The following is a 24,656-nucleotide window of genomic DNA, read 5'->3' as shown; positions in this document are numbered from 1 at the left end:
TTACTGCGCGGCGTCGATCACGGCTTGTACCGAAGGTGGCATCGCTTGCACGTTGCCGCTCACGGTGGGTTTGATCACGTCCACGCCGTGTTGCTTGAGAAGCGCGCGCCCTTGCGCGCTCAGCAGGAAGTCGACGAAGCTGCTCGCGCCCACACGATTCGGTGCGTCGTTGAGAATCGTCAGCGTGTAGCTCGCTTTGGCCTGCAATTCGGGCGCCGGACGGATCGCCGGAATCTTCAGGTCGGACGTTTCGGTCGAATAGAAAAAGCCGCCGTCGAGCTGGCCGGATTGCAGGCGGCCCACCAGCGTTTCTTCAGGCAAAACCTGCGCGGGATTTTCCGCGTCGCCCAGCGTCTTCTCGACGAGGTCCGGCTGCTGGTAAAGCGACGCGGCCTTCGTCACCATCTCGACGGTGAATGCGCCCTTCGGATCGAGCTTCGGATCGGTACGGCCGATCCGGATGCCCGGCTCCTGCAACACCTGGTCCCAGCGCTTGCTCTTGAAATCAGCCGCGAATTTGCTTTGCGGGTTGTAGCCGATCATCAGCGGCGATTCGGCGAAGCTCACATACCACGTGACATGGTCGCCGTTCGCCTCGCCCATCAGGCTGGTGTTCACCTTCGGGCTCGCGCTGATAAACACGTCGCCGCGGCGCAGCTTGCCCTTGATTTCGTTAGCGATCTTGTTCGAGCCTGCCGCATAGCCGCGGAACTGCTGGCCGGTGGCCTTTTCAAAAGCCGGCCCCACGCTGCGTTCCATCAGATTGACGAGCGAGCCTGCGTACAGCACGTTGACTGTGTTGTCCTGCGCGAAGGCGGGCGCGGCCGTCACCACGCCGGCGGCGACCACGAAAGAGGCAAGGAGCTTGCGAATCATGCGATTAACCCCGATACGTTATTAAGAGCGCTATATTACGACGTCATCGCATTGCGTTGTGCGTCGCTGCGCTCGCCATGTGGTCAATTGAGCGGGAAAATTCGCACGTAGCTGGTGCCGCTCGCACTGCCGGCGCGGTCGATGGCGTACAGCTGATGCCGCGGTGCGTCCACGGCCACACCGCGAGCGTCCTGAAAGTCGTTTGCAAGCACGCTGACCGTGCCGTCCGGCGCGATCCGGCAGAGGCCGGTGGCATTGCACTTGGCGTAGAGCGTGCCGCTCGCGTCGACTGCCATGAGGTCGGGGCTGTTGATCTGCGTGAGCGTTGCGCTCGGCGCCACCGCCTGCGATCCGCCGAGCAGCGCGCTCAGACTCGATTTGACGATGGTGTTGTTCGCCTGATCGGAGACGTACACGGTGTCGCCCGACACGGCAACGCCGACCGGCTTGCCAAGACCCGTCAACAGATCGCGCTCCACTGCCGTGTGGGCGTTCGGATCGTAGGTGATGAGGCTCAGGCCGCCTTGTGGCGGCGCGCTGCCGTTTTTGACAAACCACGTGGACAGCAAGCGATTCGAGCCGATCGAGATGAGCCCGAGGCGGCGTCGTGCCGGATTGGGACCGCTCAGCGGCGTAATCGCGTCCACGCCCGTGATGCCGAACACTGCGCTCGCGGTGCCGAAGCCGAAGCGTTCGATCATCAGCGTGCCGGCGTCGGCGAAGCTCAACTGGCTCAGGCTGTTCGCCTGGCCGGCCACGACCGGCACGGTGGCGTAATGCGAGAAGGCGTGACCGTCGGGTGAGGAAAGCACGCCGTTGGTTTGATCGTCGGTGATGAAGACGGCGCCATCCGCCGCACGCACCGCGATGCCGTTCGGCGAAGCGCTGACGGCGATGCGTTGTGGCACCGCCGTGACGTCATCGCCACCGCAGCCCGCCAGCAAGGCGATCAAACCACAACTGACGAGGGCGAGGCGGGTGGTGCGTAGCAGAGCAGGCGAGAGTGTGGTTGAAAAGCGCATGTGATCTCCTGAGCGGCCGGATTGAAGGCCGGCCGCGAAGCCGGCTTGTCGATGCGAGCCGTGAATTTTTTTAGGTGTGGATGATGTCGGCTCAGTGGTCGATATGCCTGGCGATATAGTGCGTATCGATGCATTTTCGCGCTGCGACGGCCATCGCAGCGTAATATACACACGGACATAACGTGTGAACAAGCCGCTCAGGCATGAATGCTGGAGATAAGCGCAGATGGATAGTGTGAATGTGATTGCCGCGCCTGCCGTCGATGGCGCGCTCGTCCTGAGCGGACGGTTCCAACGCCCGTTGTCTTTTGACCTCGCGCGGCTCAAGGGTTACGAAAGCGTGCTGGCCACGCCGTTTGATCTGCGCTGCTACACGACGAACCGTTTTATCCGCAGCGTCGAGCCGTATCGCGGCGTGCGGTTGACGACCCTGATTTCGGAAGCGGGCCTGCCGAACGAGATACCGGGTGAGTTCAAGCGCACCGTGTTCGTGGCGGTGGGGCACGATGGTTACGTCGTGACGTTCTCGTGGCATGAACTGTTCAATACGCCGATTGGCGACAATGTGCTGGTCGCGTACGAATGCGGTGGCCGTGCGCTCGATGCCGGGGACGGTGCTCCGATTCTGTTTTCTGGTTCGGACATCCTGCCCGCACCACGCCATGTCAAACGTCTCGCGCGTATCGAGGCGCATGTTTTGAAGCCTTTGGCGTAAGCGATTCGTGCGACAGGCGTAACATGGTTGACTGTTCATCATCGCGTTGCCGCCATGTCTGACGAACCGCTTTCGCCTGTTGCGGATGTTGCCGCGCCCGGCCCGGAGCCGTTGCTTGCGTCGCTCGATACGCAGGTTGCCGAGTGCACGGCAAAGTGGCTGGCCGCGGCCACGGATGCGGCGTCGCCCGATACTCAACTGTTCGCCAGACTGATTGCCGCGCGCGACGTGCGCCATGAACTCGCGCTATCCGGTTTGTCCCAGCAGGCGTGGCGCGCGCTACTGGAGCGGCATTTTGTGCTCGCGTCCGTGCCTGTGCCTTCGTCTTCAATGCCGCCCGTCGAGACCAGCGAACACGCGGAATTCGTCGAAACGTTACACGCGCTGCTGCTCACGTATTCCAGTCCGGCCGTCGCCCCGAACGACGCTCGCTGCCTCGCTTCGATCATCGCTCACGCATGCTTGCGGCCGGATCACCTGTGGCGCGACCTCGGTCTTGCGGGTCGCGAAGAAGTCACATGGATGCTGACGCGTTACTTCCCCTCGCTCGTCGTGCTGAATGTCGGCAATCTGCGCTGGAAGAAATTCCTCGCCCAGCAACGCGCGCTTTCATTAGGGCTTCAGCCCGGTCCGGCTCCAGGTTGCCCGGGCTGCGAAGACTACGGGCATTGCTTCCCGGACCACCCCTGAAGGCCATTCAGCCAGGGTGGCAGCGCGAGGCGGTTCGTGTATGCTTTCGCGCATGGCCGATACCGCGAAAACCAAACCAGCACCCGCGACAAAATCCGCGAAACCGCGGCCCGAAGTGCGCTTCAGACTGCGCATCCGTAGCGGCGATGCGGTCGCGCTTGGGCCGGGCAAAGTCGAACTGCTCGAAGCCGTGCGCGAATACGGCTCGATCTCCGCTGCGGCGCGCAGTCTCGGCATGTCGTACCGGCGCGCATGGCTGCTGATCGACGAGCTGAACCGCTCGCTCAAAGCACCTGCCACGCACTCGGAGCAGGGCGGTCAAAGCGGCGGCGGCTGTACGCTGACGGCGGTCGGCGAAAACATCATTCGTCTGTACCGCGATGTCGAAGTAGAGGCGCAACGAAGCTGCGCGAAACAGCTCGCCGAGTTGACCAGGATGATCCGCTCCTGAGCGCTTGAGTTTTAACCGTGGCGCAGGCAAAACGCCGATGGTGGCGGACTGCCCAACTGGGCAAGATGCTCAGGACGCAGGCGGTCCATCAATTCGACAAAGCTCGCCACGCTCGCCGTGCGCAACGGGTAATAGCCGATCTGATGGCGTTCGCAAACCCGCTTGAGCGTATTCATCGAATCGTGATCGACGCAGTCGACCGGGAACACGACGATATCCGCGCCCGGCAACGCAGCGGCAAGCAGACCTTTGCGATCTTCCACGCCGCCGTCGTGCACCACGAAATCGCCGCCGGCGGCCTCCACCAGCCGCTTGAGCGCGGCATTCGAACCGGGGCGGCCGCCCACATACATAATCCGTTTGCCGCGCACCCCGTCGAGGCTGGCTTGCCGCGTCCCCGCGCCATGGCTGTCCGTTGCATCCACTGTCGCGCGTTCCAGCGCATCGCATTCGCTTTGCACCAGCTTGAGAAGCGACAACGCCTGATCGTGGCTTTTGCGTAACGTGAGCGCCGCGCCTTGCTCCTGCAGCACGCGTTGTTCCGCGGCCTCACGGCGGCTCGTATGCAGCGCCACCCGCCGGTCGGTGTCGGCAAGCCTGTCACGCAGCCGTGCTACCTCGGCTTCGAGATCGGTGGGATCCGTCGGCGTCTGGCGCGCGGCCAGGGCGGTGAGTTGCGCGATCTGCTCGCTGAGCGCCGCGATCGATGCATCGCGCTGCGTGCTGATCTCCTGCAGGCGGCTTTGCTGACGCTCGACTTTCTCTTTCAGCACGGCGTTTTCCGCTTCGAGCGCAACCAGTCTGCGGATGTCCGCGCGATTCGCCGCGCCCACCAGATGCGACAGCATGTGCAATTCGCCGAACGCTTTCTGGCGCACGTGCAAGGTCGCGTACGGATGCGTCATCAAAGCCCAGTAGGCGGGTGGAATGTCACCGTTTTTCAGCGCTTCGTCCCAGAGCTTGAGCAACTCGACGTCGTCGGCGGCTTTGTCGAAGCGGCGGATCGCCAGCGCATAGTGCTCGTCGAGCAACTTGTGCAGGGCTTTGGCGCCCGCACCGCCATCGATCGCGAGTTCGACGGCGGAGTGATGAATCTCGAGATCACTCGCGTCCCGGCGATCGAGGCCCGTGAATTTAGGCACCAGCTTGCGCAATTCATGCGTGCTGAGACAGGTACCGATAATCGAACAGTGCAGTTGGCCATCGAGTTCCGCGAGGCGCGCGCGCCGTTTGGTATTCGGGACCGACGCCTGGGCTTGCGTGCAACACGGGTCGGCTGCACGCAAGCCGGTGCCGGCGACTTCGTCGCCAGACAGTTTGAGACGTTGGGGCTGGGCGAGACGAAACGGCGGCGTGTGCATGAGGACCTCGAATCCGGTTCTGGCGTCAGGCTGGCTGAATGTGCGTGTTGGACGCGCTCGCCGCGCAAGCGCTACCGGCGGTATATTCAAAAGGATATAGCGATAGGCAAAATAAAACGTTCATGTGCGGCCATGACGAATCAGTCGTTTGGACGGACGAGAACGGGCTTAGTGTGTGATTTGCTCCGGCCGGCAGCGGGCGCCGCAGCGATAGTGCGGCCGTTAGTGCGCCGGCCAGCGGCTGTCGCTGTATCGCCGGCTGCCCGTGCATGCTGCTCCAGAACGTGCCCAACGCACAGTCCAATAAATGCAGTGTCGAGCCGTTCGAGTTCCGCCACCACCTTGCGTAACGCGGTCAGATCGTTGCTGAATGCATCCGAAAAAATCGCGTCGCGAAGCTGCTCGGCCGAGCGCGCTTCTTCGATCGACGCTTTCAGATCGCGCAGTCGGACGAAAGCTGCCGCCTTGGCCTGCTCGGCCAGGATGGACAGCAACTGATTCAGTGAGTGCGAGCCCGAAGTGCCCACCGACGCGAAGTTCAACTGGTCGTCCGTCAACATCAGCACGAAGCGCTGCACGCTGCCGTAAAGGCGCCGGTAGGCATCGACAACATCGCGGATCAGCTCGGCGCGGCCGCGTTCGGACGCCGACTTCACCGCGACGATAGTCGACGACAGCCCTTTCGGGGCGCGTCCCGCCGGGTCGGACAATGTGGATCGCAATGTGGGTCGACTACGCACCGCTGCTGGCTCCTGCTTGCTTGTTTCGCTTCGTCGTGCGCGATCGGCGGGCGAGCCGCCGCGCTCCACGAGAGCATACCGTGATATTCGACAGGATATAACGAAAGGCGTCGCGAGGGTAGCGGAGGCCGCCCGACCGGGGCTTGGCACCCCGGCAGTGGCCTTGCCATCCGACCGGCCCTCGAAGTACAGGCAGCTGGTTTGCCGTCCGGCCAGCCCTGAGCGCCGCGGCAACGGGTTCGTCGTCCGGCCGGCCTCACCGCCCCGGCCGCCCCGTTTTCCGATATTGTGCTGCTCGTGCGCGCTCAAACCTCGGCGCGCTCCTTTCCGGGTCGTTTCCACAACCCGGCAACGCACAGCACAAGAAAATGAGCCATCCCAACACCGAACTGATCGAGCGTTTTTACACCGCATTCCAGCAGCGCGACGCCGAAACGATGGCCGCCTGCTATACCGACGATGCGGTCTTCAGCGATCCGGCATTTGGCGAGTTGCGCGGCGGCGAGGCGCGCGACATGTGGCGCATGCTGGTGGAACGCGCGCAGGACTTCTCGCTGACCTTCGACGGCATCGAAGCGGACGAACTCAACGGCCGTGCCCACTGGGTGGCCCGTTACACATTCAGTCAGACGGGCCGTACCGTGGTCAACCGCATCGATGCGCGTTTCGTGTTTCGCGAAGGCCGCATCGCTGAACATCGCGATACCTTCGACCTTTGGCGTTGGGCCCGCCAGGCTTTGGGGATCAAGGGCGCGCTGCTCGGCTGGACACCTTTCGTGCAGCGCGCAATCAGGGCGCAGGCGAGAAAAGGGCTCGACCTCTATCGACGCAGGCAGCGCCGCGCCTAACAGGCCAACCCGGGGCAATACACGAGTCTTGCTATCAGCCGGCCAGTTGATGCAGTATTTCGTGACATGGATAAGCGGGGAGCGGTATGCCGGTAGTGGATGCGTCATGGGAAGCATGGCTGAGCAGCAACGTCGCGCGCGGTTGCAGCATCGACTCGATGATCGACGCGATGGTGCAAGCCGGTTTCGCCACGGAAGCCGCGCGGGCGGAAGTGCACAAGGCGTTCGGTATGAACCCGGCGGACGCCGCGGTTTCGTCGCCGGCAGCGACCGAGGCGGCGCTGCCAAACACCGCGCCGCAAACGTATCAGTACGACGCGTCGCCTGTTGCGCGCGGCAATGTGATCCGTGCCCACGATCGCGACGTCCGCGTGTTGATGCGCTGCGAGCGGCCGCAAGTAATCGTGTTCGCGGATGTGCTGTCGCCTGACGAGTGCAACGAGATGATCGAACGCTCGCGCCATCGGCTGAAACGTTCCACCACGGTCAATCCCGTCACCGGCAAGGAAGACGTGATCCGCAACCGTACCAGCGAAGGCATCTGGTACCAGCGCGGCGAAGACGCGTTCATCGAGCAGATGGACCGCCGCATATCGAGCCTGATGAACTGGCCGGTTGAAAACGGCGAAGGGCTGCAGATTCTGCATTACGGCACGACTGGCGAATATCGTCCGCATTTCGACTACTTCCCGCCCGATCAGGCCGGCAGCGCGGTGCATACCGCCCAGGGCGGCCAGCGGGTGGCGACCCTCGTGATCTATCTGAACGACGTGTCTGACGGCGGCGAAACGATTTTCCCCGAAGCGGGCATGTCAGTCGCGGCGAGGCAAGGCGGCGCGGTGTATTTCCGCTATATGAACGGCCAGCGTCAACTCGATCCGCTGACCTTGCACGGCGGCGCGCCGGTGCTCGGCGGCGACAAATGGATCATGACGAAGTGGATGCGCGAGCGGGCCTACGGCTAAGGGTCGCGCTATTCGGCCGCGTGCCCTGCGGCGGTTTTTCCTGCCGTGCCGGCTGACAGTTGCTGGAATGCGCTGCGGGCGCTGACGCACCCCATGCGCATGATCATCAGGCCGATCGCCGCGCCAGCCACATGGTCGAGCATCGGCAGACCCGCCATGCTGCCGGCCACACCCAGGGTCGCGACCAGCGCGGACACCGCATCCATTCGCGCATGCCATGCACTTGCCAGCAGAATCGCAGAGCCGGTGCGCCGGCCTTCGGCGCGCATGTAGCGGAACAGCGTTTCCTTGGCGATCGTGACGAACCCGCTGACGGCGAGCGCGCAGATTTGCATCGTCGTGTTGCCGCTCAACGTGGCCGTTTGCCCGATGCTGTGCCAAAGCATTTCGGCTGCCGTGATGATTAACAGCGCAGCGATGAAGAGGGATGCCGCGGCTTGCGGGACGTTGCTGTCGCCGTCACGCGGCGTTGCGTTAGGGTGTTTCGCGCTGAGGAACAGCACGATGAGCACGATGCTGTCGGCGGCCAGGTCACTCAAGGTGTGGATGCCGTCCGCGAACAGCCCGTCCGAATGCGCGGTTAAGCCAATGGCGATCTGCATCGCCATGAGGAAGGCGTTGAGCAACGCGCTGGCGGAGGCGGCTTTAAGCAAAGCGGCCGCCTGCTGGGGTGCGGCTGTCGCGGTCGTTGTTGCGCACGGCAGGCTGTGGCATCGGATGGGGACGGGTTATGTTGTCGCAGAAAAGTACCCGTCCAACGTGGCGCGCCGATGACACTGTTGCAATGGTTGGCAGCGGTCAGGGAGACCGCGGCTGCATGAGGTGGACATGCCGGACGTTTTTGCGGCTAGCGCGTCAAACCTTTCAGAACTATCCGTATTGTGCTCATTGGCCGCCGCCCATTGATCTCCTGTCAGGTGCGTCGCCAATTTGCGGCCTGCTCACGCGTCGCCCGCGATTCGCTCAAGCCGTCTTATAGACGTCCGGGTTGTGCAGTTCCATATAGCGCTCCGGCGTCGTCAGTTCCTTGAAACCGTGAGGTTTGTAGACGTGGTGAGCGTCTGTCGTTACCAGCACGATTCTGCGCAAGCCTGTCAGAGATGGGCTGGCGAATACGTGCGTCATCAGCGCTGACGCGTATCCCTTGCCGCGGTACGCCGGCAGCACGAATACATCGCACAGGTAGGCGAATGTCGCCTGGTCCGTTATCAGGCGGGCAAACGCGATCTGCCTGCCGTCGATATACGCGCCGAAGCATAGCGACCCCGCTATCGCCCGGTCGAACGTCTCGCGCGGCATGCCCTTTGCCCATGCTGTTTCCTGCGACAGGAATGTGTAGATCATCTCTATGTCGAGGTTAGCCTTGTCGCTCGAAATTATCAGTTCGTTAGCTGGCACCGCGTGTCTCCGCCTGTTCTGGTTAAGCAATTAAAGGATGCGGCACCGGTTCGGCGCCGCTGCTCCAACTCCAGCGTCAAACTCCAGCGTCAAACTCTTCCATCCCGCCCGCTTTGCACTCAACTCTTCGCCGGGTCCTCGACGCTCCGCGAACCGCCACCGATGCTCTGTCCGGCGTCGTGCGCGAGACCCAGGTAGCCGATCACGGACACCAGTGTCAGCAGACCGGCAAACAGAAACGCGAGGCGAAAATCGTCCAGCGTGAAAACATGGCCGGTCGTCTCGCCATTGAAGACCGCTGCCGCGCGCAGCGAGACGGCGCCGAAGGCAATGCCCAAACCGATCGTCATCTGGGCGGCGGCGCTCCACAGCGTGCTCGCCGCGCTCATCTGCGGCTGTGCGACATCGGCGTAAGCGAGGGTGGCAAGCGTCGAGAATTGCATCGAGCGCGCTACGCCGTAAATGAACACGACGAACAGAACCAGCGCGAGCGGGACATTCGGCGTCAACAGCCCGCAGGCAATGATGAATACGCCGGCGACCGCCACGTCGATAATCGACACCATCCGGAAACCGTAGCGTTGCAAGATGCGCGTAGTCAGCGCCTTCATGCCGAGATTGCCCAGCGCGCTCGCCAGTAACAAAAGCCCCGACTTGAACGCCGACAACCCGAAGCCGACCTGGAACAGCAGCGGCATCAGATACGGCACCGCGCCAATGCCGATACGGGTGAACGAGCCGGTTACCACCGTCACGGAAAAAGTCGGGATTTTCAGCGTGGAGACATCGATCAGCGGATGCGGGTGACGCTTCGCATGCTGGAAGGCCACCACGCCCATCAGCAATCCGCCGACGATGAATGCGCCAGCCACCCAGGGATTCTCACCGGGCTGGCTCGCCAGTTCCGCGCCGTACAGGATCGCCGTCAACGTCGTGGCGCTCAGCAGGAGGCCGACGACGTCAAGCGGCTTGCGTTCGGTGCCGCGCAGGTTCGGCACCAGCGCGAGCGCAACGGCCATTGCAGCGAGACCGAACGGCACGTTCAGCAGAAAGATCCAGCGCCAGGACGCATAGGTGGTGATGAAGCCGCCCACCGGCGGCCCGACTACCGGCGCGGCAATGGCCGGCCATGTGATGGTCGAGATCGCCTGCATCATCCGGCTTTTCTCGGTGTTGCGGACCACGATCAAACGGCCCACCGGCACCATCATCGCGCCGCCCATGCCTTGCAGCAATCGCGCGGCCGTAAACTCGGTGACGTTCTGCGACAAGCCGCACAAGACGGAAGCCACCGTGAACACGCCGATTGCGCTGAAGAACACTGTGCGTGATCCGCAGCGGTCGGCGACCCAGCCGCTCACCGGAATGAAAATCGCCAGCGCCAGCATGTAAGCCGTCATGCCGAGGCTCAGACTGTTTGGCCCGACGCCGAATGAGTGCGCCATCTGCGGCAAGGCAGTGGCGATCACCGTAGTGTCGAGATACTCCATGAAAAAGGTGGCTGCGACGATATACGGCAGCCAGCCGACATGCGAGTTGCGTGCGTCGCCGGTCATTGCACTGTCCTCGCCACTTTGCCATTGCGTGTGGATTCGATGACGCCTTTGGCGTGTTGGCCTATCGCGCGCGATTGTTCTGACTTCATGTTCTTGCGACTACCTTTCGAAAGCGTGTTTCCGGCGCCCCTCCGTAGACGAGCAACGAGGTCGCGGCTGTTTGGCGTCAGCATGAGCCGTGCGCGAAAGGCCCACTGATGACCGTTATGCCTGGGCTATTCCGCGTAGCCACTACGCGCTCAAGCCAGCACCGCTGGCCGCCAACCCTGCATCGTAACGCAACAATTCGTCGCAGGCAGCGGGGCGCGCCAACGCACGGTGGCGGGCAGCGGCATAGGACGGTAAGCGGCAAAGTACGGCGGCGACAGCGACCGTACCCAGCCACACGCAGCTAAGCACGCCCGCATACGGGGCACGCTCAGAGGCACGCGACGGCACTCAGCGACACCAGTGCCACGTGCCGTAGCGGAAACACTGCCCGTCCCGCCGCTCAGTCCTTCGCCGCGTACTCGCGATCGAGCTTGTCGTACAAAGGTTTGTTGACGAGCCGCTGGCGTTCGCTGAACGGGGCGACCAGGGTGGCGTCTTCATCGAGGCGGCCATCGCTCTTCAATGTGCCGAGCGCGCGTTGCATACCGAGCACCGCGCCTTGCAGCGCCGCGTTCGCGTACAGGACGATGCCGTAGCCAAGCTTGGCGAGCGCTTCACGCGATTGCACCGGCGTTTTGCCGCCGATCACGATGTTGATCAATTGCGGCTTGTTGAACAGCGAGGGCAAACGCTCGATGTCGGCAAGCGATTCGGTCGCTTCGATAAACAGAATGTCGGCGCCGGCCTCGATGAAGCGATGGCCGCGCTCGATCGCGTCTTCGATACCGTGAACCGCAGCCGAATCGGTGCGCGCCATGATCTGCAGGTTGCCGTCTTCGCGAGCGTCGACCGCCGCGCGGATCTTGCCGACCATCTCGCTCGCGCTGACCACTTCCTTGCCGGCGAAGTGGCCGCATTTCTTCGGCATGACCTGGTCTTCGAACTGGATCACGTCGGCGCCGCTGCGCTCGAGCACGCGCACGGTCTGGCGCACGTTTAGCGCGTTGCCGAAGCCGGTGTCGGCGTCGACGATCAGCGGCAGCGCGACCGCGTCGCGAATCCGCGCGCAATGCTCGGCGACTTCGGCGAGTCCGATGAAGCCGAGATCAGGCAGGCCGAGCGACATGTTGGTGACGCCGGCGCCCGTGATGTAGATCGCCTCGAAGCCGGCGTCTTCAATCACACGCGCGCTCATCGCGTTGAAGGCGCCCGGCACGAGCAGGCCCTGGCGTTGATTGACCCTGGCGCGGAATGCGGCGCGGCGGTTAGCGGAAGTGCTCATGGTGATGTGTCTCCAGATCGGTGAAGTAGGCGATAGAACGCTGACCTGAATCGCAGGAAGCATGCCATTCGCCGACTCTCAAATTTGTGCCAAAAAATCAACAGCTTAACTGGAAAAGGCGTCGCGGCGCGGTTCCCGGAGGAATGCTGGAACGTTCCATAAAGCGTTCCATGAAACGTTTCATGGGACGTTCCTGCCATGGTATTTCCCTCTCAACCTGCTTCAGATAGAATTGCCGCCGCTACGCGTGCGGGCCTTGGGAATCGGCCGCACAATCTCGGCGGCTCATTGGGGGACGATCCGGTGCAATAGCTGCCGGCAGAGCTTTAAATAGCGATAGACTATCACTATCATTAAAACAATCCGCTTTACCTATTAAGCGTCGTCTGACATACTGACTCCACTTTCCAACCACTCCGAAAGAGGACTCAGTAAATGCCGATCATCAATAGTCAAGTCAAACCGTTCAAGGCACAGGCTTATCACAATGGCGATTTCGTGACCGTCACTGAAGAAAGCCTGAAGGGCAAGTGGTCGGTTTTCGTTTTCTACCCGGCTGACTTTACGTTTGTTTGCCCGACCGAGCTGGGTGACCTGGCCGACCGTTACGACGAATTCAAGAAGCTTGGCGTCGAAATCTACAGCGTGTCGACCGATACGCACTTCACGCACAAGGCATGGCACGACACGTCGGACACGATCCAGAAGATCAAGTATCCGATGATTGCTGACCCGACCCTGGCGATCTCGCGCAACTTCGACGTGCTGATCGAAGAAGAAGGCCTGGCACTGCGTGGCACGTTCGTGATCAACCCGGAAGGCGAGATCAAGCTGAGCGAAGTGCACGACAACGGTATTGGCCGTGACGCCGGCGAACTGCTGCGCAAGGTGCAAGCTGCGCAATACGTCGCGTCGCACCCGGGTGAAGTTTGCCCCGCCAAGTGGACGCCGGGCGCAGAAACGCTGACCCCGTCGCTCGACCTGATCGGCAAGATCTAAGGTCTAAACGACCCTCGCAGTAAGCGCCTTACGGCGCACCGCGGTGCGGACCGCTTCTTACAGCGGTTCGCACGCCCCCGGGCTGTGCGCTTCCTATCCGGATGCGTGCGGCACCTGGGACCCAACACCCTCGTCACGGAATCGAAAGCCATGCTGGACGCCAATCTCAAGACTCAGTTGAAATCCTACCTCGAAAAGGTTAGCAGGCCTATCGAGATCGTCGCGTCGCTCGACGACAGTGCGAAATCGCAAGAGCTGCTGGCATTGCTGAACGATATCGCGACGTTGTCGGAACGCGTTACCGTGATCGAGCGTCGGGGCGACGAAGAGCGCAAGCCGTCGTTTTCGATTGGCGAGCCGGGCAAGGAGACGGGCATCCGTTTCGCCGGGATTCCGATGGGGCATGAATTCACGTCGCTCGTCCTCGCGCTTTTGCAGGTCGGCGGCCATCCAGTCAAACTCGACGATGCGGTGATCGAACAGATCCGCAGTCTCGACGGCGACTATCAATTCGAAACGTATTTTTCGCTGTCATGCCAGAACTGCCCGGAAGTTGTCCAGGCGCTGAACGTGATGGCGCTGATCAATCCGCGCATCCGCCACGTGGCGATCGACGGTGCGCTGTTCCAGAACGAAGTCGAAGCGCGCCAGATCATGGCGGTACCCACCATGTTCATGAACGGCGAAGTGTTCGGCCAGGGCCGCAGCGGCGTGAAGGAGATCCTCGCGAAGCTCGACACCAACGCCGGTGCGCGTGCGGCTAAGGAACTGGAAAATAAGCCGGTCTTCGACACGCTGATCGTCGGCGGCGGCCCAGCTGGTGCGGCTGCGGCGATTTACTCGGCGCGCAAGGGTATTGCCACGGGTGTCGTGGCCGAACGCTTCGGCGGCCAGGTGCTGGATACGCTGGCGATCGAGAACTTCGTCTCCGTGACTGAAACGGAAGGCCCGAAGTTCGCCACCGCGCTCGAACAGCACGTGAAGAGCTACGAAGTCGACATCATGGACGTGCAGCGCGCTGAAGCACTGATCCCGGGGCGCATCAACGAAGTGCGTCTGGCAAATGGCGCGGTGCTGAAGGCAAAAACGATCATTCTGGCGACAGGCGCCCGCTGGCGCGAAATCAACGTGCCGGGCGAGCGCGAGTACCGTAACCACGGCGTGGCGTACTGCCCGCACTGCGACGGTCCGCTGTTCAAGGGTAAGCGCGTTGCGGTGATCGGCGGTGGCAACTCGGGCGTCGAAGCGGCGATCGATCTCGCGGGTATTGTGCGTGAAGTGACGCTGTTCGAATTCGGTGCGCAACTGCGTGCTGACGAAGTGCTGCAACGCAAGCTGCGCAGCCTCGCCAACGTGACGATCGTCACGCAGGCACAGACCACGGAAATCACCGGCGATGGCAAGAAGGTCAACGGTCTGGTCTACAAGGACCTGCGTTCGGGTGAAACGAAGAACATCGAACTGGAAGGCGTGTTCGTGCAGATCGGTCTTGTGCCGAACACCGAATGGCTGAAGGGCACGGTCGAATTGTCGAAGCACGGCGAGATCGTCGTCGATGCACGCGGCGCGACCTCGGTGCCCGGCGTGTTCGCTGCCGGCGACGTGACCACGGTCCCGTTCAAGCAGATCGTGATTGCGGTGGGCGAGGGCGCGAAGGCATCGCTCTCCGCATTTGATCACCTGATCCGTCACGGCGATGAGGTTGAAGTGTTGAACGAAGCGGAAGCGGAGTTGGCGGCTAGCTGATCTTTGGTTCCGGTGGTGAAAGCGAACGGCGGCCTTCGGGCCGCCGTTTTTGTTTGTGGTGGGACCGGGCCCGGCGTCAATGCGGGCTTTACCACCTGGTGATTTCGACCGACCGCGAAGTGCACTGCAGCAACGTGGCAAACACCCGTTTCATTCACCCGCTCGAAGCCCACCCCGAATGCCACGTCGAGGGCCCCTTTGTTTGGAGCCTCCCACCTAGGCCAAATCCTTGGCTATCACGCCCGTCAGGCCATATAAATCTGGGAGTCGGGCAAGGTCCCGCCGACATGCGTACTGACTGGCAAGCGCATAGCTTGCTGACGCCAGGCGACATAAAAAAGGAGGGAGACAATGGCAACATCGCAAGTGGCCCCGGCTCGGTGGGTCGACGGAAAACGCTATTTGTGGCTACTCGGTGCGCTCACCATCACCTTGCCGCTGCATGCGGCCAATCTGGCGTTGCAGACCGGCTGGCATATTTTCTGGTGGTTCGGGCCGATTTTCGTGTTCGGCATTATTCCCGTGCTCGACTATCTGATCGGCGACGACCCGAGCAATCCACCCGAGGACGTCGTCGCCACGCTGGAAAGAGAGCGCTATTACCGCCGCGTGGTCTATCTCGCCACCTTCATCGAATACGTGTCGTTCGTCGGCGCGCTGTGGATCGTCGGCACGCACTCGCTCACGTGGTACGACTATCTCGGCTTTGCGCTCTCGCTCGGCGCGGCCACCGGCGTATCGATCAATACCGCGCACGAGCTCGGCCATAAGACCGATGGTTTCGAACGATGGCTCGCCAAGATCACGCTGGCGCCGGTCGCCTACGGTCATTTCTTCGTCGAACACAATCGTGGACATCATGTGCGCGTAGCGACACCACCCGACCCCGCGAGCGCGCGCTACGGCGAATCGTTCTGGCGTTTTCTGCCGCGCACGGTGTTCGGCAGCATCGCGTCAGCGTGGCGCCTCGAGAAGCATCGGCTCGAACGGCTCGGCAAATCGCCCTGGACGTGGCGCAATGAAGTGCTGCACTCGTGGGCCATGACGGTGGTGCTGTGGGGCGCGATGATCGCGCTGTTCGGCAAAACGGTGATTCCGTTTCTGCTGATTCAGGCGGCGTACGGCGCGTCGCTGCTCGAAGTGGTCAATTATCTGGAGCACTACGGACTCGGCCGCAAGCAACTCGCGAGCGGCCGTTATGAGCGTTGCCAGCCGCAGCACTCATGGAACAGCAATCGCATCGTGACGAATCTGTTTCTGTACCAGTTGCAGCGTCACGCCGATCATCATGCGAATCCGACGCGCTCCTATCAGGCGCTGCGTCATTTCGACGGCGCGCCGCAATTGCCCTCCGGCTACGCGACGATGATCATGTTCGCGTATGTGCCGCCACTGTGGTTTTACGTGATGAACCCACGCGTGGTCGCGCATTATCAGGGCAATATGGCGCAGTCGAATATCCGCCCGGCAATTCGTGAGCGCGTGTTGGCGCAGTTTGCCGGTTAGCGTGGATGGCCTGGCTTGACGCAAAGAAAAGCCGCCTGGCCAATGGCGGGCGGCTTCTTTGTCGGCCTTATCGAAGAGCGGGGGCGCAGCCTTAACGCCGGTCAATCGAATACTTGCCGGCGCCGGTCACGCACAACAGTAACAGTCCGCCCATGATGCTGATGTTCTTATAGAAGTTGATCATGTTCTCGTACTGCATCGCACCCGTCATGTTCCAGTAGTGGTGGCCGATGATCGCCGTACCCAGCGTATAGAGCGCCAGCAGCAGTGCGAGCGGCCGCGTATAGAAGCCCACCACCAGCGCAATACCGACAACAAACTCCATGACGACGGCTATGATCGCCGACAACTCCGGTACCGGTACACCGGTTGACGTCATATAAGCGACGGTGCCGGAAAAGCCGATCAGCTTCGACCAGCCGAACATCACGAACAGCACCATCAACAGGATGCGTGCCACGAGAATGACTGCGTCTTTCTGGTTTTCAAATAGCGTATAGCGCATGATTTTTCTCTATAGGTAAGGAAGGGAGCGGCTCGCCGCAAAGTTCGCCGCGCTCAAGCCGGCCAGGGCTATCGACAGGATTAAGCCGCTTAAGCCCACAACTCCGACATTTCGATGTTACGCAAATCGAACACCAGCACTTCCGCGTCGTGACCCTGCGTCAAGGTGAGGGCTTCTTCGCCGCGGACCCGTGCGCCGTCGCCTTCGCCAAGTTCGACGCCATTCACCGTGACGCTGCCGCGCGCCACATGGATATAAGCGTAGCGATTGCTGGCCAGTTCCAAGCGTGCGGTTTCGTCACCGTCGAAAAGACCAGCATAGACCCGCGCATCCTGTTGCAGCAACAACGAATCTTCCGCACCGTCCGGTGACATGACGAGGCGCAACCCGCCGCGCTTCTGGTCCGCGCCAAAGTGACGTTGCTGATAGCGCGGCGCGGTGCCTTTCTGCGCCGGTGCAATCCAGATTTGCATGAAGTGCACGGGCTCGCTCTTCGAATGGTTGTATTCGCTATGTGCGACGCCAGTTCCCGCACTCATCAACTGGATGTCACCGGGCACGATCACTGAACCGGTGCCCATCGTGTCCTTATGTTCCAGCGCGCCTTCCAGCACGTACGAAAAAATTTCCATATCGCGGTGCGGGTGCTTGCCGAAACCTTGTGCCGGTGCGACACGGTCGTCGTTGATCACGAGCAGGTCGGAAAAACCGTTCTGCTTCGGGTCATGATAGTTCGCGAAGGAAAACGTATGACGCGAGCTAAGCCAGCCGTGCTCCGCGCGGCCGCGTTGATTGGCATGTCTGATTTCAAGCATCGTCTTTCTCCTGGTTCTGGTTGTGCGATCCGGCCAACTGTTTGTCCGCGATCCATGAATGACAGTTTAGGTCAATCAGGATGGTTATAATCGGATAGGAATAGGAAACACTGTCGCTGTCAGGTGGACAATAAAATGCAACTCGATGACATGCGGATCTTCGTCGCCACGGTCGACGCCCATAACTTCACCGCGGCGGCAAAGCGGCTGGCGCTGTCGAAGCAGTTCGTCAGCCGGCGCGTGATGGCGCTCGAGGAGGCGCTCGGCGTGCAGCTGCTGATCCGCAATACGCGCAAGCTGGCCGTGACCGACCTCGGTCAGGAGTTTTACGAGCGTGCCAGGCGCATCCTGGGCGAGGTGGAAGACGCCGAGCAGGCAATGTCGCTGCGCCGAGCCGGGCCGCGTGGGCTGTTGCGGGTCAGTGCGCCGATGTCGTTCGGGATGACGCATCTGTCGCCGTTGGTGGCGAATTTCCTGCGCGAGCATGGGGATGTGCGCTTCGATATGGAGTTGAGTGATCGGACCGTCGACGTGGTTGGTGAGGGGTTCGATATGGCAATCCGGATCGGTACGTTGCCGGATTCGTCGCTGATCGCGCAGAAGCTCGCCGATGTCAGGATGGTGGCGTGTTGTAGTCCGGGGTATGTGCGGCGGCGTGGGGCGCCGCTGCATCCTGCCGATCTGGTGCGGCATTCATGTCTGTTGTACGGGCATGGCGGGGCGGTGAGTTGGGATTTTGTTGTTGATGGTGTGTCGAAAGGGTTTGAAGTGCATGGGCCGCTGCGGGCTAACAATGGGGAGTTGATTCGCGATGCGGCCGTGGCGGGGCTGGGGATTGTTCGGCTTCCTGATTTTATTGTTGCTGATGCGGTTCGGGATGGGTTTTTGGTGGCTGTTCTGGAAGAGTTTTTGCCTGCGGCGGCTACTGTTTATGCTGTTTATCCGCAGCATCGGCAGAGTTCGGCTACGGTTCGGGGTTTTGTTGAGTTTTTGAGGAGGGGGTTGGGGGGGTGATTTTTTTTTGCCTGTGTGGCGGCTTGTTTGTCTGTGCTTTTATGGTTTTGGCCTTTCCTTGTTTTGTTATTGGTCTATTAGCGTCGTCCCTGTGCGGGGCAGGCACCTACTTTTCTTTGCCTGCTGCAAATAAAAGTAGGCAAAAGAAAGCAGCTCAAACCGCTAATTCTTAAGCGGAGCCCTCGCGCAGTGGCGGTAGTGGTGCATCTGGAATCCGTGTTCTCGCACATTCGGCGTCAGTGACAAGGGCGTCATGCTTCCGGCGGCGCTTCGCGCGCCGAAGGGTACCTGCTAACACCAGCGCGCTTTAGTCGTTTTTCGTTGGTTTCGTCGGTTCCGCTCGCCGTTGTGCATCGTGTGGATCACGCCGTGCATCGATTTTCCCTCGCACACCAGATCGGTCGGTACGCCCTCAAGTCGCGTGCGTGACTGGAAATTGGCGTGCAAAGGAATTCTGTTGGGCATACTTTTCACAATCATTGATAGTCAATGACCTAATAAAGAGCCCAATAAATACCTATGTGCGCAACAAAAGTTCGTCGTGCCCCAGTCACCGAGGCCGCAGCGGCGGCCGCAATTTCCTCCGCGGAAGCCGGGTCTCTTCATGCGCTCGATCGCATCGATCGCGCGATTTTGCGTCAACTGCAGACCGATGCGTCGATTTCGAATGTGGCGCTTGCGGCCAAAGTCAAATTGAGTGCGCCAGCGTGTTTGCGGCGCGTCGAGCGGCTCAAGGAATCGGGGCTGATTCGGGGCGTCGTCGCGTTGATCGATCCGAAGGCGGTCGGGGCGGGTATGGTGGTCATCATCGGCGTGGTGCTCGATCGGTCTACGCCGGAGTCCTTTGCCGAGTTCGAGAAGGCGGCGCAGAAGGTGGCAGGGTGCATGGAATGCCACGTCGTGACCGGTGAGCTCGACTATTTCATGATGATCCGCACGCGCGATAGCGATAGCTTCAATCGTCTGCACGCGGAGCAGTTGCTTTATCTGCCCGGCGTCCGGCAAATCCGCTCGTTCATGGTGCTCAAAGAAATCCTGTCCACCACGAAATTTCCGCTGTAAGCGCCGCCGTCACCCAAAAAGACGCGCATGCTGTCATAAATCCCCTTGTCGCCCGACTAAGTGGCAAGACCACTCGCGGGCGGCGCCATCAGCGCCTCAACGGGTGAACGGTACGGACTTTCCGGGACGATCATCATGGCTTGCAGCAGACGGAGTTTCTTCAGGTTAATCGGCGCAGCGTCGCTCGCCGGTGGAACCGCGGCATGGCGCACGGCAGGCGCGGCGGAGCTGGGCACAGCGGCGGCCTACGAGGTCGCGCACAGCGACGCCGAATGGCACAAGCTGCTTTCGGACGCGCAGTACCGCGTGCTGCGCGAAGCCGGCACGGAGCGGCCGTTCAGCAGCCCGCTGAACGACGAGCACCGAGCCGGCACATTCGCGTGCGCGGGTTGTGCATTGCCGCTGTTTGCGTCGAAGACGAAATTCGATAGCGGCACCGGCTGGCCGAGTTTCTGGCAGCCGCTGGACCACGCGGTCATCACGCATACCGACAAATCGTTCGGCATGACGCGCGACGAAGTGGTGTGCCGGCGCTGTGGCAGCCATCTGGGTCACGTATTTGACGACGGCCCCAAGCCGACCGGCCTGCGCTATTGCATGAATGGCCTCGCTTTAACGTTCGCACCCGCCGCGCGCGGCACGAGTTGATCGAATCAGGACGGACATCATGAACATCGAGAAACGCATCATCGGCAAGCCGGCCCGCTCGCGCGGGGCCGCCGTCGCGCTTTCGCTCGGGCTCGGCGCTCTGGCGCTGCTGCTGGCGCAGCGCGTGGCGTTCTCGTCGGAAGCCGCGGTTGTCATTGCGCCGCCCGCACTCGACGAGCCGATCTCTGCCTCGACCGCGCACGAAGAAACCGCGGTGTTCGCAGGCGGCTGCTTCTGGGGCGTGCAGGGCGTGTTCCAGCACGTCAAGGGCGTCACGAAGGCGGTGTCGGGTTATTCGGGCGGCCAGCGCGACACCGCGCAGTACGAGACTGTCAGTGGCGGCGAAACGGGCCACGCAGAATCCGTGCAGGTCACGTTCGACCCGACCAAAGTCACTTACGGGCAACTGTTGCAGGTCTACTTCTCGGTGATACAGGATCCGACCGAGTTGAACCGCCAGGGACCGGACAGCGGCACACAATACCGTTCGGCGGTATTCCCGCTGAACGACACGCAGCGGCACGTCGCGCAAAGTTACATCGCGCAACTCGAGAAGGCGCATGCCTTCCCGGCGCCGATCGTCACGAAGACAGAGCCGTTCAAGGGCTTCTATCCTGCCGAGTCCTACCATCAGAACTACCTGACGCTGCATCCGAACTCCGCGTATATCGCGATCAACGATATGCCGAAGGTCGCAAACCTGAAGCGTCTGTTCCCGAATCTCTACCGCGACAAGGCTGTGCTGGTCGAAGCGGCGCAGTAAAACCGCGAGCGCCGCGAGGCGGCGATCTTCCTTTGCCGGCGTCGCATCGCGCGACGCCGGTTGCCATTTTGGGGTTGTATTCTCCTGTCTGTCACCATCGCCACGGGGCGCTTGCCGGCGTCCGTCAGTCTATTCTTCCGTTTTTCTGACCTGCACCACGCCGGTTCGAGTCGGCCCTCACGCGACCAGGCCCGCATTTTGCACAGAGGCATGCGTCGGCAAATCTTTCGCACGTGTCTGTTCGTGTGAATGGCCAATTTACGGGGAGGCATCAAGTTCGAACGATGCGTTTCGCCGGGAAAATGCGTGCGGGCTGCTGAAAAATTTACTTGGCGTGTGTTGCAATGCAGCGGTCACCCGGATGTTTTCTAATCCGTTGTGGACATCGGGCAAGAATATGAACCCCTTCGCGATACGCGAGAAACGGAGGTTTCGGTGTTGAATAGCCGTAGAAAGCGGATCGGCAAGATTCGCAATAAACAAACAGGCATCGCGGCATCCTCTCTGGTCGCCGTGACCATCGGCGGTATCGGCATTTTGCCGGGGTCGGCCTTGGCCCAAACACCTTCGCCGTTGGGCGAATGGCAGTACTCCGTGGGCATTCCGCTGCAGAAGATGTGGCAGCCGGAGATTCCGGACTGGCAGGTGCGCATTGGCGCGGCGACGTCGTTCCAGCCACGTTATGAGGGCTCCGACCGATATCACGTGATGGCCGGTCCGAGCGTCGACGTGCGCTACAAGGACCTGTTTTTCTTTTCGAGCGGCGAAGGCCTTGGCGTCAACTTCGCACAAGGGCAGAACTGGCGTGCGAGTCTCGCGGCCGTCTACGATCTCGGGCGTCGCGGTCACGACGATCCGGAGGAGTTGAATGGCCTCGGCAACATCAATCCGGCGCCGGGCCTCAAACTCTCCGGTGAATACGTCGTGTCGAAGGATTTCCCGCTCGTGCTGCGCGCTGACGTACGACGCTATTTCGGCGGCTCGAACGGCTGGACCGGTGACCTGGGCGCCTATATGCCGATGCCGGGCAGCACCAAAAAATTCTTCTGGTTCGCCGGTCCGAACGTGACGCTCGCGGACTCCACCTACATGAACAGCTGGTACGGTGTGAATCAGAATCAGGCGGCGCACTCGCAATACTCGCAGTATCACGCGAGCGCGGGCTTCAAGTCGGTGGGCTTCGGCATCAGCATGGTGTGGCTGTTCGACAAGCACTGGTTTGCCACTGCCGACGGCGCATTCGAACAACTGGTCGGCAGTGCGGGGAACAGTCCGATTACGCACAGCAGGGCCACGGGTGTGGCCGATATCTCCATCAACTATCGCTTCTGATGAGGCGACGCTCTATCTGACGGTATAGACGCCGGCGCGCGATTCTGGCCACGTTGCTTCTGCTTCAGCGGAACTGGCCGGTGTGAAGCGGCCAGTTTTTTCGCGCCGAGACGATGAAGGCGTTGGTTACGGATTCACCTGTGTGCCATGGAGCCGATGCGTATTCTTCGGCGCCACGGCGGCGGAAGCGGCCGCCGCCGACACGCCTGCAGGACCTTCGGGAATATCGCTTGGGCGTGAACTCTGCACTGTCTGCGGATAAAGCACGAGCAGGGCGCGCAGCACGCCGTTGGTCCAACCGAAGCCATCCTGCAACGGATATTCACCCCCGCCCGCGGAGACGGCGGGCACCGCGGCATCGACGTCATATTTCTCGACGAGTTTGCCGGTGTGCTGATAGTAGGATACGTTGGTCCTGATCCAGCGCGTCGCGATGGTTTGCGCGAGCGCCGGTTCGCTATAGCGGCGCAAGCCGATCACCGCCAGATACTGCAATGGCGCCCAGCCGTTCGGCGCATCCCACTGCTGGCCGCTATTCACTTGCGTCGTGGCGAGACCGCCGGGTCGCAGCAGTTCGCGTTGCAGGCTGGCGGCGACGGTCTTCGCCTGCTGACGGCTGGCTACACCCGTATACAACGGGTAGACCGTGGCGGCGGTCAGCCGGTGCGTGAGCGTGCGATGCACGAAGTCGTAGTCGCCGAACGCTTTCAATTGCGGGTCCCACAGCACGCGCCGAATGGCGTCCGCGCGCGTGGCGGCACGCTGCTCCATATTTTCCGCCCGTGTGACGTCGCCGCGCAGACGGTACGCCTTCGCCAACGTGCGTTCCAGATCGACCAGCAGGCAATTCAGATCCACGGGCACGAGCGAGGTCACGTCGACGGTTGCGAGCGTCTTGCCGTCCGCGAACCATCGCGAGCTGAAATCCCAGCCGGTTTCGCCGCCCGCGCGCAGATTGCGCCACAGGTCGGCGGAATCGCGTTGAGGTGTTTGTTGTGCGGTGACGACGTCTTCGCGATACGACTCGTCGCGGGGGGCTGCGCGTTCGTCCCAGTAGCGATTGAGCAGCGTCCCGTCCGCGAGGCGCACCACATGCCGGCTCGCCTCGCCTGCGGGGAGACCCTCGCTGCCATTCATCCAGTAGGCGTATTCGCGCTGCAATTCAGGCAGGTACTGCGTATAGACGCTGTCGCCGTCCTTCTCGGCGACGAGGCGCACCATTTGCGCGAAGAAAGGTGGCTGCGAGCGGCTCAGATAGTAGGTGCGATTACCGTTCGGGATGTGTCCGTAACGATCGATCAAGGTCGCGAAGTTCTTCAGTTCGTCGACGACCAGTGCATGCTGCCCGCTGTGTTCCAGGCCGAGCATGATGAAGTACGAATCCCAGTAGTAGATTTCATCGAAGCGATCGCCCGGCACGATGTACGCATACGGCAGAGGCAACAGCGACGACCACGGGTTTGCCGTTGCGTCCGGCTCACGGCGCAGGACATTCCAGAGCGTATCGATATGACCGACCACATCCTGATTCGGATCGGAGACGTATGCTTTCGTCGTGCGCGTGGGCAGGATGAAGTTACGCTTCACGAAGTCGCCGAGACTGAAATTGGGATGCTGCTTTGCGGCCTCATAAGCGGCGGCGATTTGCGCAGGCGGTGAAAGCGGCACCATATCCGCGAAGGTTTTGCTGTCCGGATAGAGATGCGCGAGTTCGACATCGCGATACAGCGTCGGGTACTGCTCCGACGGCGGCACGGCCACAACGGGCGACGCCTGCGTGGGTGGCGCCACGCGCACGGCAGCGGTCGGGACGCCACCGTCGACGGCAGGCACGTCAAGCGGCTGAACTGCTCCCGCGAAAGACGCGTGCCAGAGCAGTGCGGCGACGAGGGTAGTGCGAGAAAGAGTGCGAGAGAGCGCGCAGAGAGGGGGATAGGTCATCGGCTATGGGCAAGAGCGGGGGGCAAGAAAGAGGCAGGGCAGTTGTATTCCTCTCAGGATTGACTCGCACTAGCCAGCCAAAGTTGCGCGCGATCGCACGCCGCAAGCAAACTACGAGCAGATTAAGCGACCCGCATACCCGACCAGGGCCCAACAAATGTTTTATGAAATACCGCCACGGCGACTTTTTGAAGTACCGCATCGGCGCGCGCAGCGCCGCCGGAAGCATGACGCCCTTGTCACCAGGGCTGAATGTGCGAGGGCACAGATTCCAGATGCACCACTACCGCAACTGCGCGGGGGACCCGCTTAAGAATTAGCGGTGTAAAGC

General features: G+C 61.6%; 24 protein-coding genes. 13 read left to right on the top strand and 11 right to left on the bottom strand.

Annotated elements, in window-relative coordinates; translation table 11 throughout:
* Both PQQ52_RS29840 and PQQ52_RS29835 read right to left on the bottom strand, forming a co-directional pair.
* On the bottom strand, positions 1-876 hold the full coding sequence (locus tag PQQ52_RS29840; protein ID WP_408219618.1) for an extracellular solute-binding protein: 876 nt from the start codon (positions 874-876) through the stop codon (positions 1-3).
* An 83-nt stretch (positions 877-959) separates the two neighbouring features.
* Positions 960-1,898 (bottom strand): hypothetical protein, encoded by a 939-nt coding sequence (locus PQQ52_RS29835; protein WP_408219616.1) that lies wholly within the window; start codon positions 1,896-1,898, stop codon positions 960-962.
* 226 nt (positions 1,899-2,124) lie between these two features.
* Between PQQ52_RS29835 and PQQ52_RS29830 the strand changes: the two genes are divergently transcribed.
* From PQQ52_RS29830 to PQQ52_RS29820, 3 genes are read left to right on the top strand one after another with little or no spacing between them, the layout of a single operon-like run.
* The gene (locus tag PQQ52_RS29830) at positions 2,125-2,613 is read left to right on the top strand and encodes a molybdopterin-dependent oxidoreductase (protein WP_408219613.1); all 489 of its coding nucleotides are present in this window, start codon (positions 2,125-2,127) and stop codon (positions 2,611-2,613) included.
* Between the two features lie 54 nt (positions 2,614-2,667).
* Positions 2,668-3,303 (top strand): nitrogen fixation protein NifQ, encoded by a 636-nt coding sequence (locus tag PQQ52_RS29825; protein ID WP_408219610.1) that lies wholly within the window; start codon positions 2,668-2,670, stop codon positions 3,301-3,303.
* 40 nt (positions 3,304-3,343) lie between these two features.
* Entirely contained in the window at positions 3,344-3,754 is a 411-nt protein-coding gene (locus tag PQQ52_RS29820; RefSeq protein WP_408219607.1) for a winged helix-turn-helix domain-containing protein, read from the top strand.
* 11 nt (positions 3,755-3,765) lie between these two features.
* On the opposite strand, the gene PQQ52_RS29815 is transcribed toward PQQ52_RS29820, so the two are convergent.
* Positions 3,766-5,115: a DUF2325 domain-containing protein gene (locus PQQ52_RS29815; protein ID WP_408219604.1), complete on the bottom strand. Its 1,350-nt coding sequence runs from the start codon at positions 5,113-5,115 to the stop codon at positions 3,766-3,768.
* 140 nt (positions 5,116-5,255) lie between these two features.
* Positions 5,256-6,164 (bottom strand): hypothetical protein, encoded by a 909-nt coding sequence (locus PQQ52_RS29810; RefSeq protein WP_408219601.1) that lies wholly within the window; start codon positions 6,162-6,164, stop codon positions 5,256-5,258.
* A gap of 59 nt (positions 6,165-6,223) precedes the next feature.
* Between PQQ52_RS29810 and PQQ52_RS29805 the strand changes: the two genes are divergently transcribed.
* Together PQQ52_RS29805 and PQQ52_RS29800 are read left to right on the top strand one after the other, a co-directional pair.
* The gene (locus tag PQQ52_RS29805; protein WP_408219598.1) at positions 6,224-6,703 is read left to right on the top strand and encodes a nuclear transport factor 2 family protein; all 480 of its coding nucleotides are present in this window, start codon (positions 6,224-6,226) and stop codon (positions 6,701-6,703) included.
* 86 nt (positions 6,704-6,789) lie between these two features.
* Positions 6,790-7,668, top strand: a complete 879-nt coding sequence (locus tag PQQ52_RS29800) for a 2OG-Fe(II) oxygenase (protein WP_408219595.1) — start codon at positions 6,790-6,792, stop codon at positions 7,666-7,668.
* 8 nt (positions 7,669-7,676) lie between these two features.
* Here the strand turns inward: PQQ52_RS29800 and PQQ52_RS29795 are convergent, their stop codons facing one another.
* The 4 genes from PQQ52_RS29795 to PQQ52_RS29780 all read right to left on the bottom strand — a co-directional run bounded on the left by PQQ52_RS29795 (position 7,677) and on the right by PQQ52_RS29780 (position 11,994).
* Entirely contained in the window at positions 7,677-8,321 is a 645-nt protein-coding gene (locus PQQ52_RS29795) for a cation diffusion facilitator family transporter (protein ID WP_408219592.1), read from the bottom strand.
* A gap of 310 nt (positions 8,322-8,631) precedes the next feature.
* Positions 8,632-9,066, bottom strand: coding sequence for a GNAT family N-acetyltransferase (locus tag PQQ52_RS29790; protein ID WP_408219589.1), 435 nt, complete (start codon positions 9,064-9,066; stop codon positions 8,632-8,634).
* 119 nt (positions 9,067-9,185) lie between these two features.
* Entirely contained in the window at positions 9,186-10,622 is a 1,437-nt protein-coding gene (locus PQQ52_RS29785) for a DHA2 family efflux MFS transporter permease subunit (protein WP_408219587.1), read from the bottom strand.
* A 490-nt stretch (positions 10,623-11,112) separates the two neighbouring features.
* On the bottom strand, positions 11,113-11,994 hold the full coding sequence (locus PQQ52_RS29780; RefSeq protein WP_408219584.1) for an isocitrate lyase/PEP mutase family protein: 882 nt from the start codon (positions 11,992-11,994) through the stop codon (positions 11,113-11,115).
* Between the two features lie 435 nt (positions 11,995-12,429).
* Here PQQ52_RS29780 and ahpC point away from each other — a divergent pair, with 435 nt between their 5' ends.
* The 3 genes from ahpC (at position 12,430) to PQQ52_RS29765 (ending at position 16,245) form a co-directional block, all read left to right on the top strand.
* Positions 12,430-12,993, top strand: a complete 564-nt coding sequence (gene ahpC, locus PQQ52_RS29775) for an alkyl hydroperoxide reductase subunit C (protein WP_408219581.1) — start codon at positions 12,430-12,432, stop codon at positions 12,991-12,993.
* A gap of 150 nt (positions 12,994-13,143) precedes the next feature.
* Positions 13,144-14,739 carry an alkyl hydroperoxide reductase subunit F gene (gene ahpF, locus PQQ52_RS29770; RefSeq protein ID WP_408219578.1) on the top strand — a complete coding sequence of 532 codons (1,596 nt, stop codon included), beginning with the start codon at positions 13,144-13,146 and terminating at the stop codon, positions 14,737-14,739.
* A 351-nt stretch (positions 14,740-15,090) separates the two neighbouring features.
* Positions 15,091-16,245, top strand: a complete 1,155-nt coding sequence (locus tag PQQ52_RS29765) for an alkane 1-monooxygenase (RefSeq protein ID WP_408219575.1) — start codon at positions 15,091-15,093, stop codon at positions 16,243-16,245.
* A 91-nt stretch (positions 16,246-16,336) separates the two neighbouring features.
* Here PQQ52_RS29765 and PQQ52_RS29760 read toward each other — a convergent pair whose 3' ends face one another.
* Both PQQ52_RS29760 and PQQ52_RS29755 read right to left on the bottom strand, forming a co-directional pair.
* Complete coding sequence (locus tag PQQ52_RS29760) at positions 16,337-16,750, bottom strand: DoxX family protein (RefSeq protein ID WP_408219572.1); 414 nt, start codon at positions 16,748-16,750, stop codon at positions 16,337-16,339.
* Positions 16,751-16,839: 89 nt separating this feature from the next.
* Positions 16,840-17,565, bottom strand: coding sequence for a pirin family protein (locus tag PQQ52_RS29755; protein WP_408219569.1), 726 nt, complete (start codon positions 17,563-17,565; stop codon positions 16,840-16,842).
* Positions 17,566-17,700: 135 nt separating this feature from the next.
* Between PQQ52_RS29755 and PQQ52_RS29750 the strand changes: the two genes are divergently transcribed.
* From PQQ52_RS29750 to PQQ52_RS29730, 5 genes are all read left to right on the top strand, one after another.
* Positions 17,701-18,579, top strand: coding sequence for a LysR family transcriptional regulator (locus PQQ52_RS29750; RefSeq protein ID WP_408219566.1), 879 nt, complete (start codon positions 17,701-17,703; stop codon positions 18,577-18,579).
* Between the two features lie 519 nt (positions 18,580-19,098).
* The gene (locus tag PQQ52_RS29745) at positions 19,099-19,641 is read left to right on the top strand and encodes an Lrp/AsnC family transcriptional regulator (protein ID WP_408219563.1); all 543 of its coding nucleotides are present in this window, start codon (positions 19,099-19,101) and stop codon (positions 19,639-19,641) included.
* Between the two features lie 135 nt (positions 19,642-19,776).
* Positions 19,777-20,289: a peptide-methionine (R)-S-oxide reductase MsrB gene (gene msrB / locus PQQ52_RS29740; protein ID WP_408219560.1), complete on the top strand. Its 513-nt coding sequence runs from the start codon at positions 19,777-19,779 to the stop codon at positions 20,287-20,289.
* Between the two features lie 19 nt (positions 20,290-20,308).
* The gene (msrA, locus tag PQQ52_RS29735; RefSeq protein WP_408219557.1) at positions 20,309-21,052 is read left to right on the top strand and encodes a peptide-methionine (S)-S-oxide reductase MsrA; all 744 of its coding nucleotides are present in this window, start codon (positions 20,309-20,311) and stop codon (positions 21,050-21,052) included.
* Between the two features lie 435 nt (positions 21,053-21,487).
* Positions 21,488-22,384, top strand: coding sequence for a MipA/OmpV family protein (locus PQQ52_RS29730; protein WP_408219554.1), 897 nt, complete (start codon positions 21,488-21,490; stop codon positions 22,382-22,384).
* Between the two features lie 126 nt (positions 22,385-22,510).
* Here the strand turns inward: PQQ52_RS29730 and treF are convergent, their stop codons facing one another.
* A complete protein-coding gene (gene treF, locus PQQ52_RS29725; protein ID WP_408219551.1) occupies positions 22,511-24,325 on the bottom strand; it encodes an alpha,alpha-trehalase TreF in 1,815 nt (604 codons plus the stop codon).
* Between the last annotated feature and the right edge of the window lie 331 nt (positions 24,326-24,656).

The sequence above is a fragment of the Paraburkholderia sediminicola genome, from assembly GCF_046030555.1.
Classification (GTDB): Bacteria; Pseudomonadota; Gammaproteobacteria; order Burkholderiales; family Burkholderiaceae; genus Paraburkholderia; species Paraburkholderia sediminicola_E.
The sequence above is the reverse complement of the archived record's forward strand: the minus strand, read 5'-3'. Positions and strand labels throughout refer to the sequence as shown.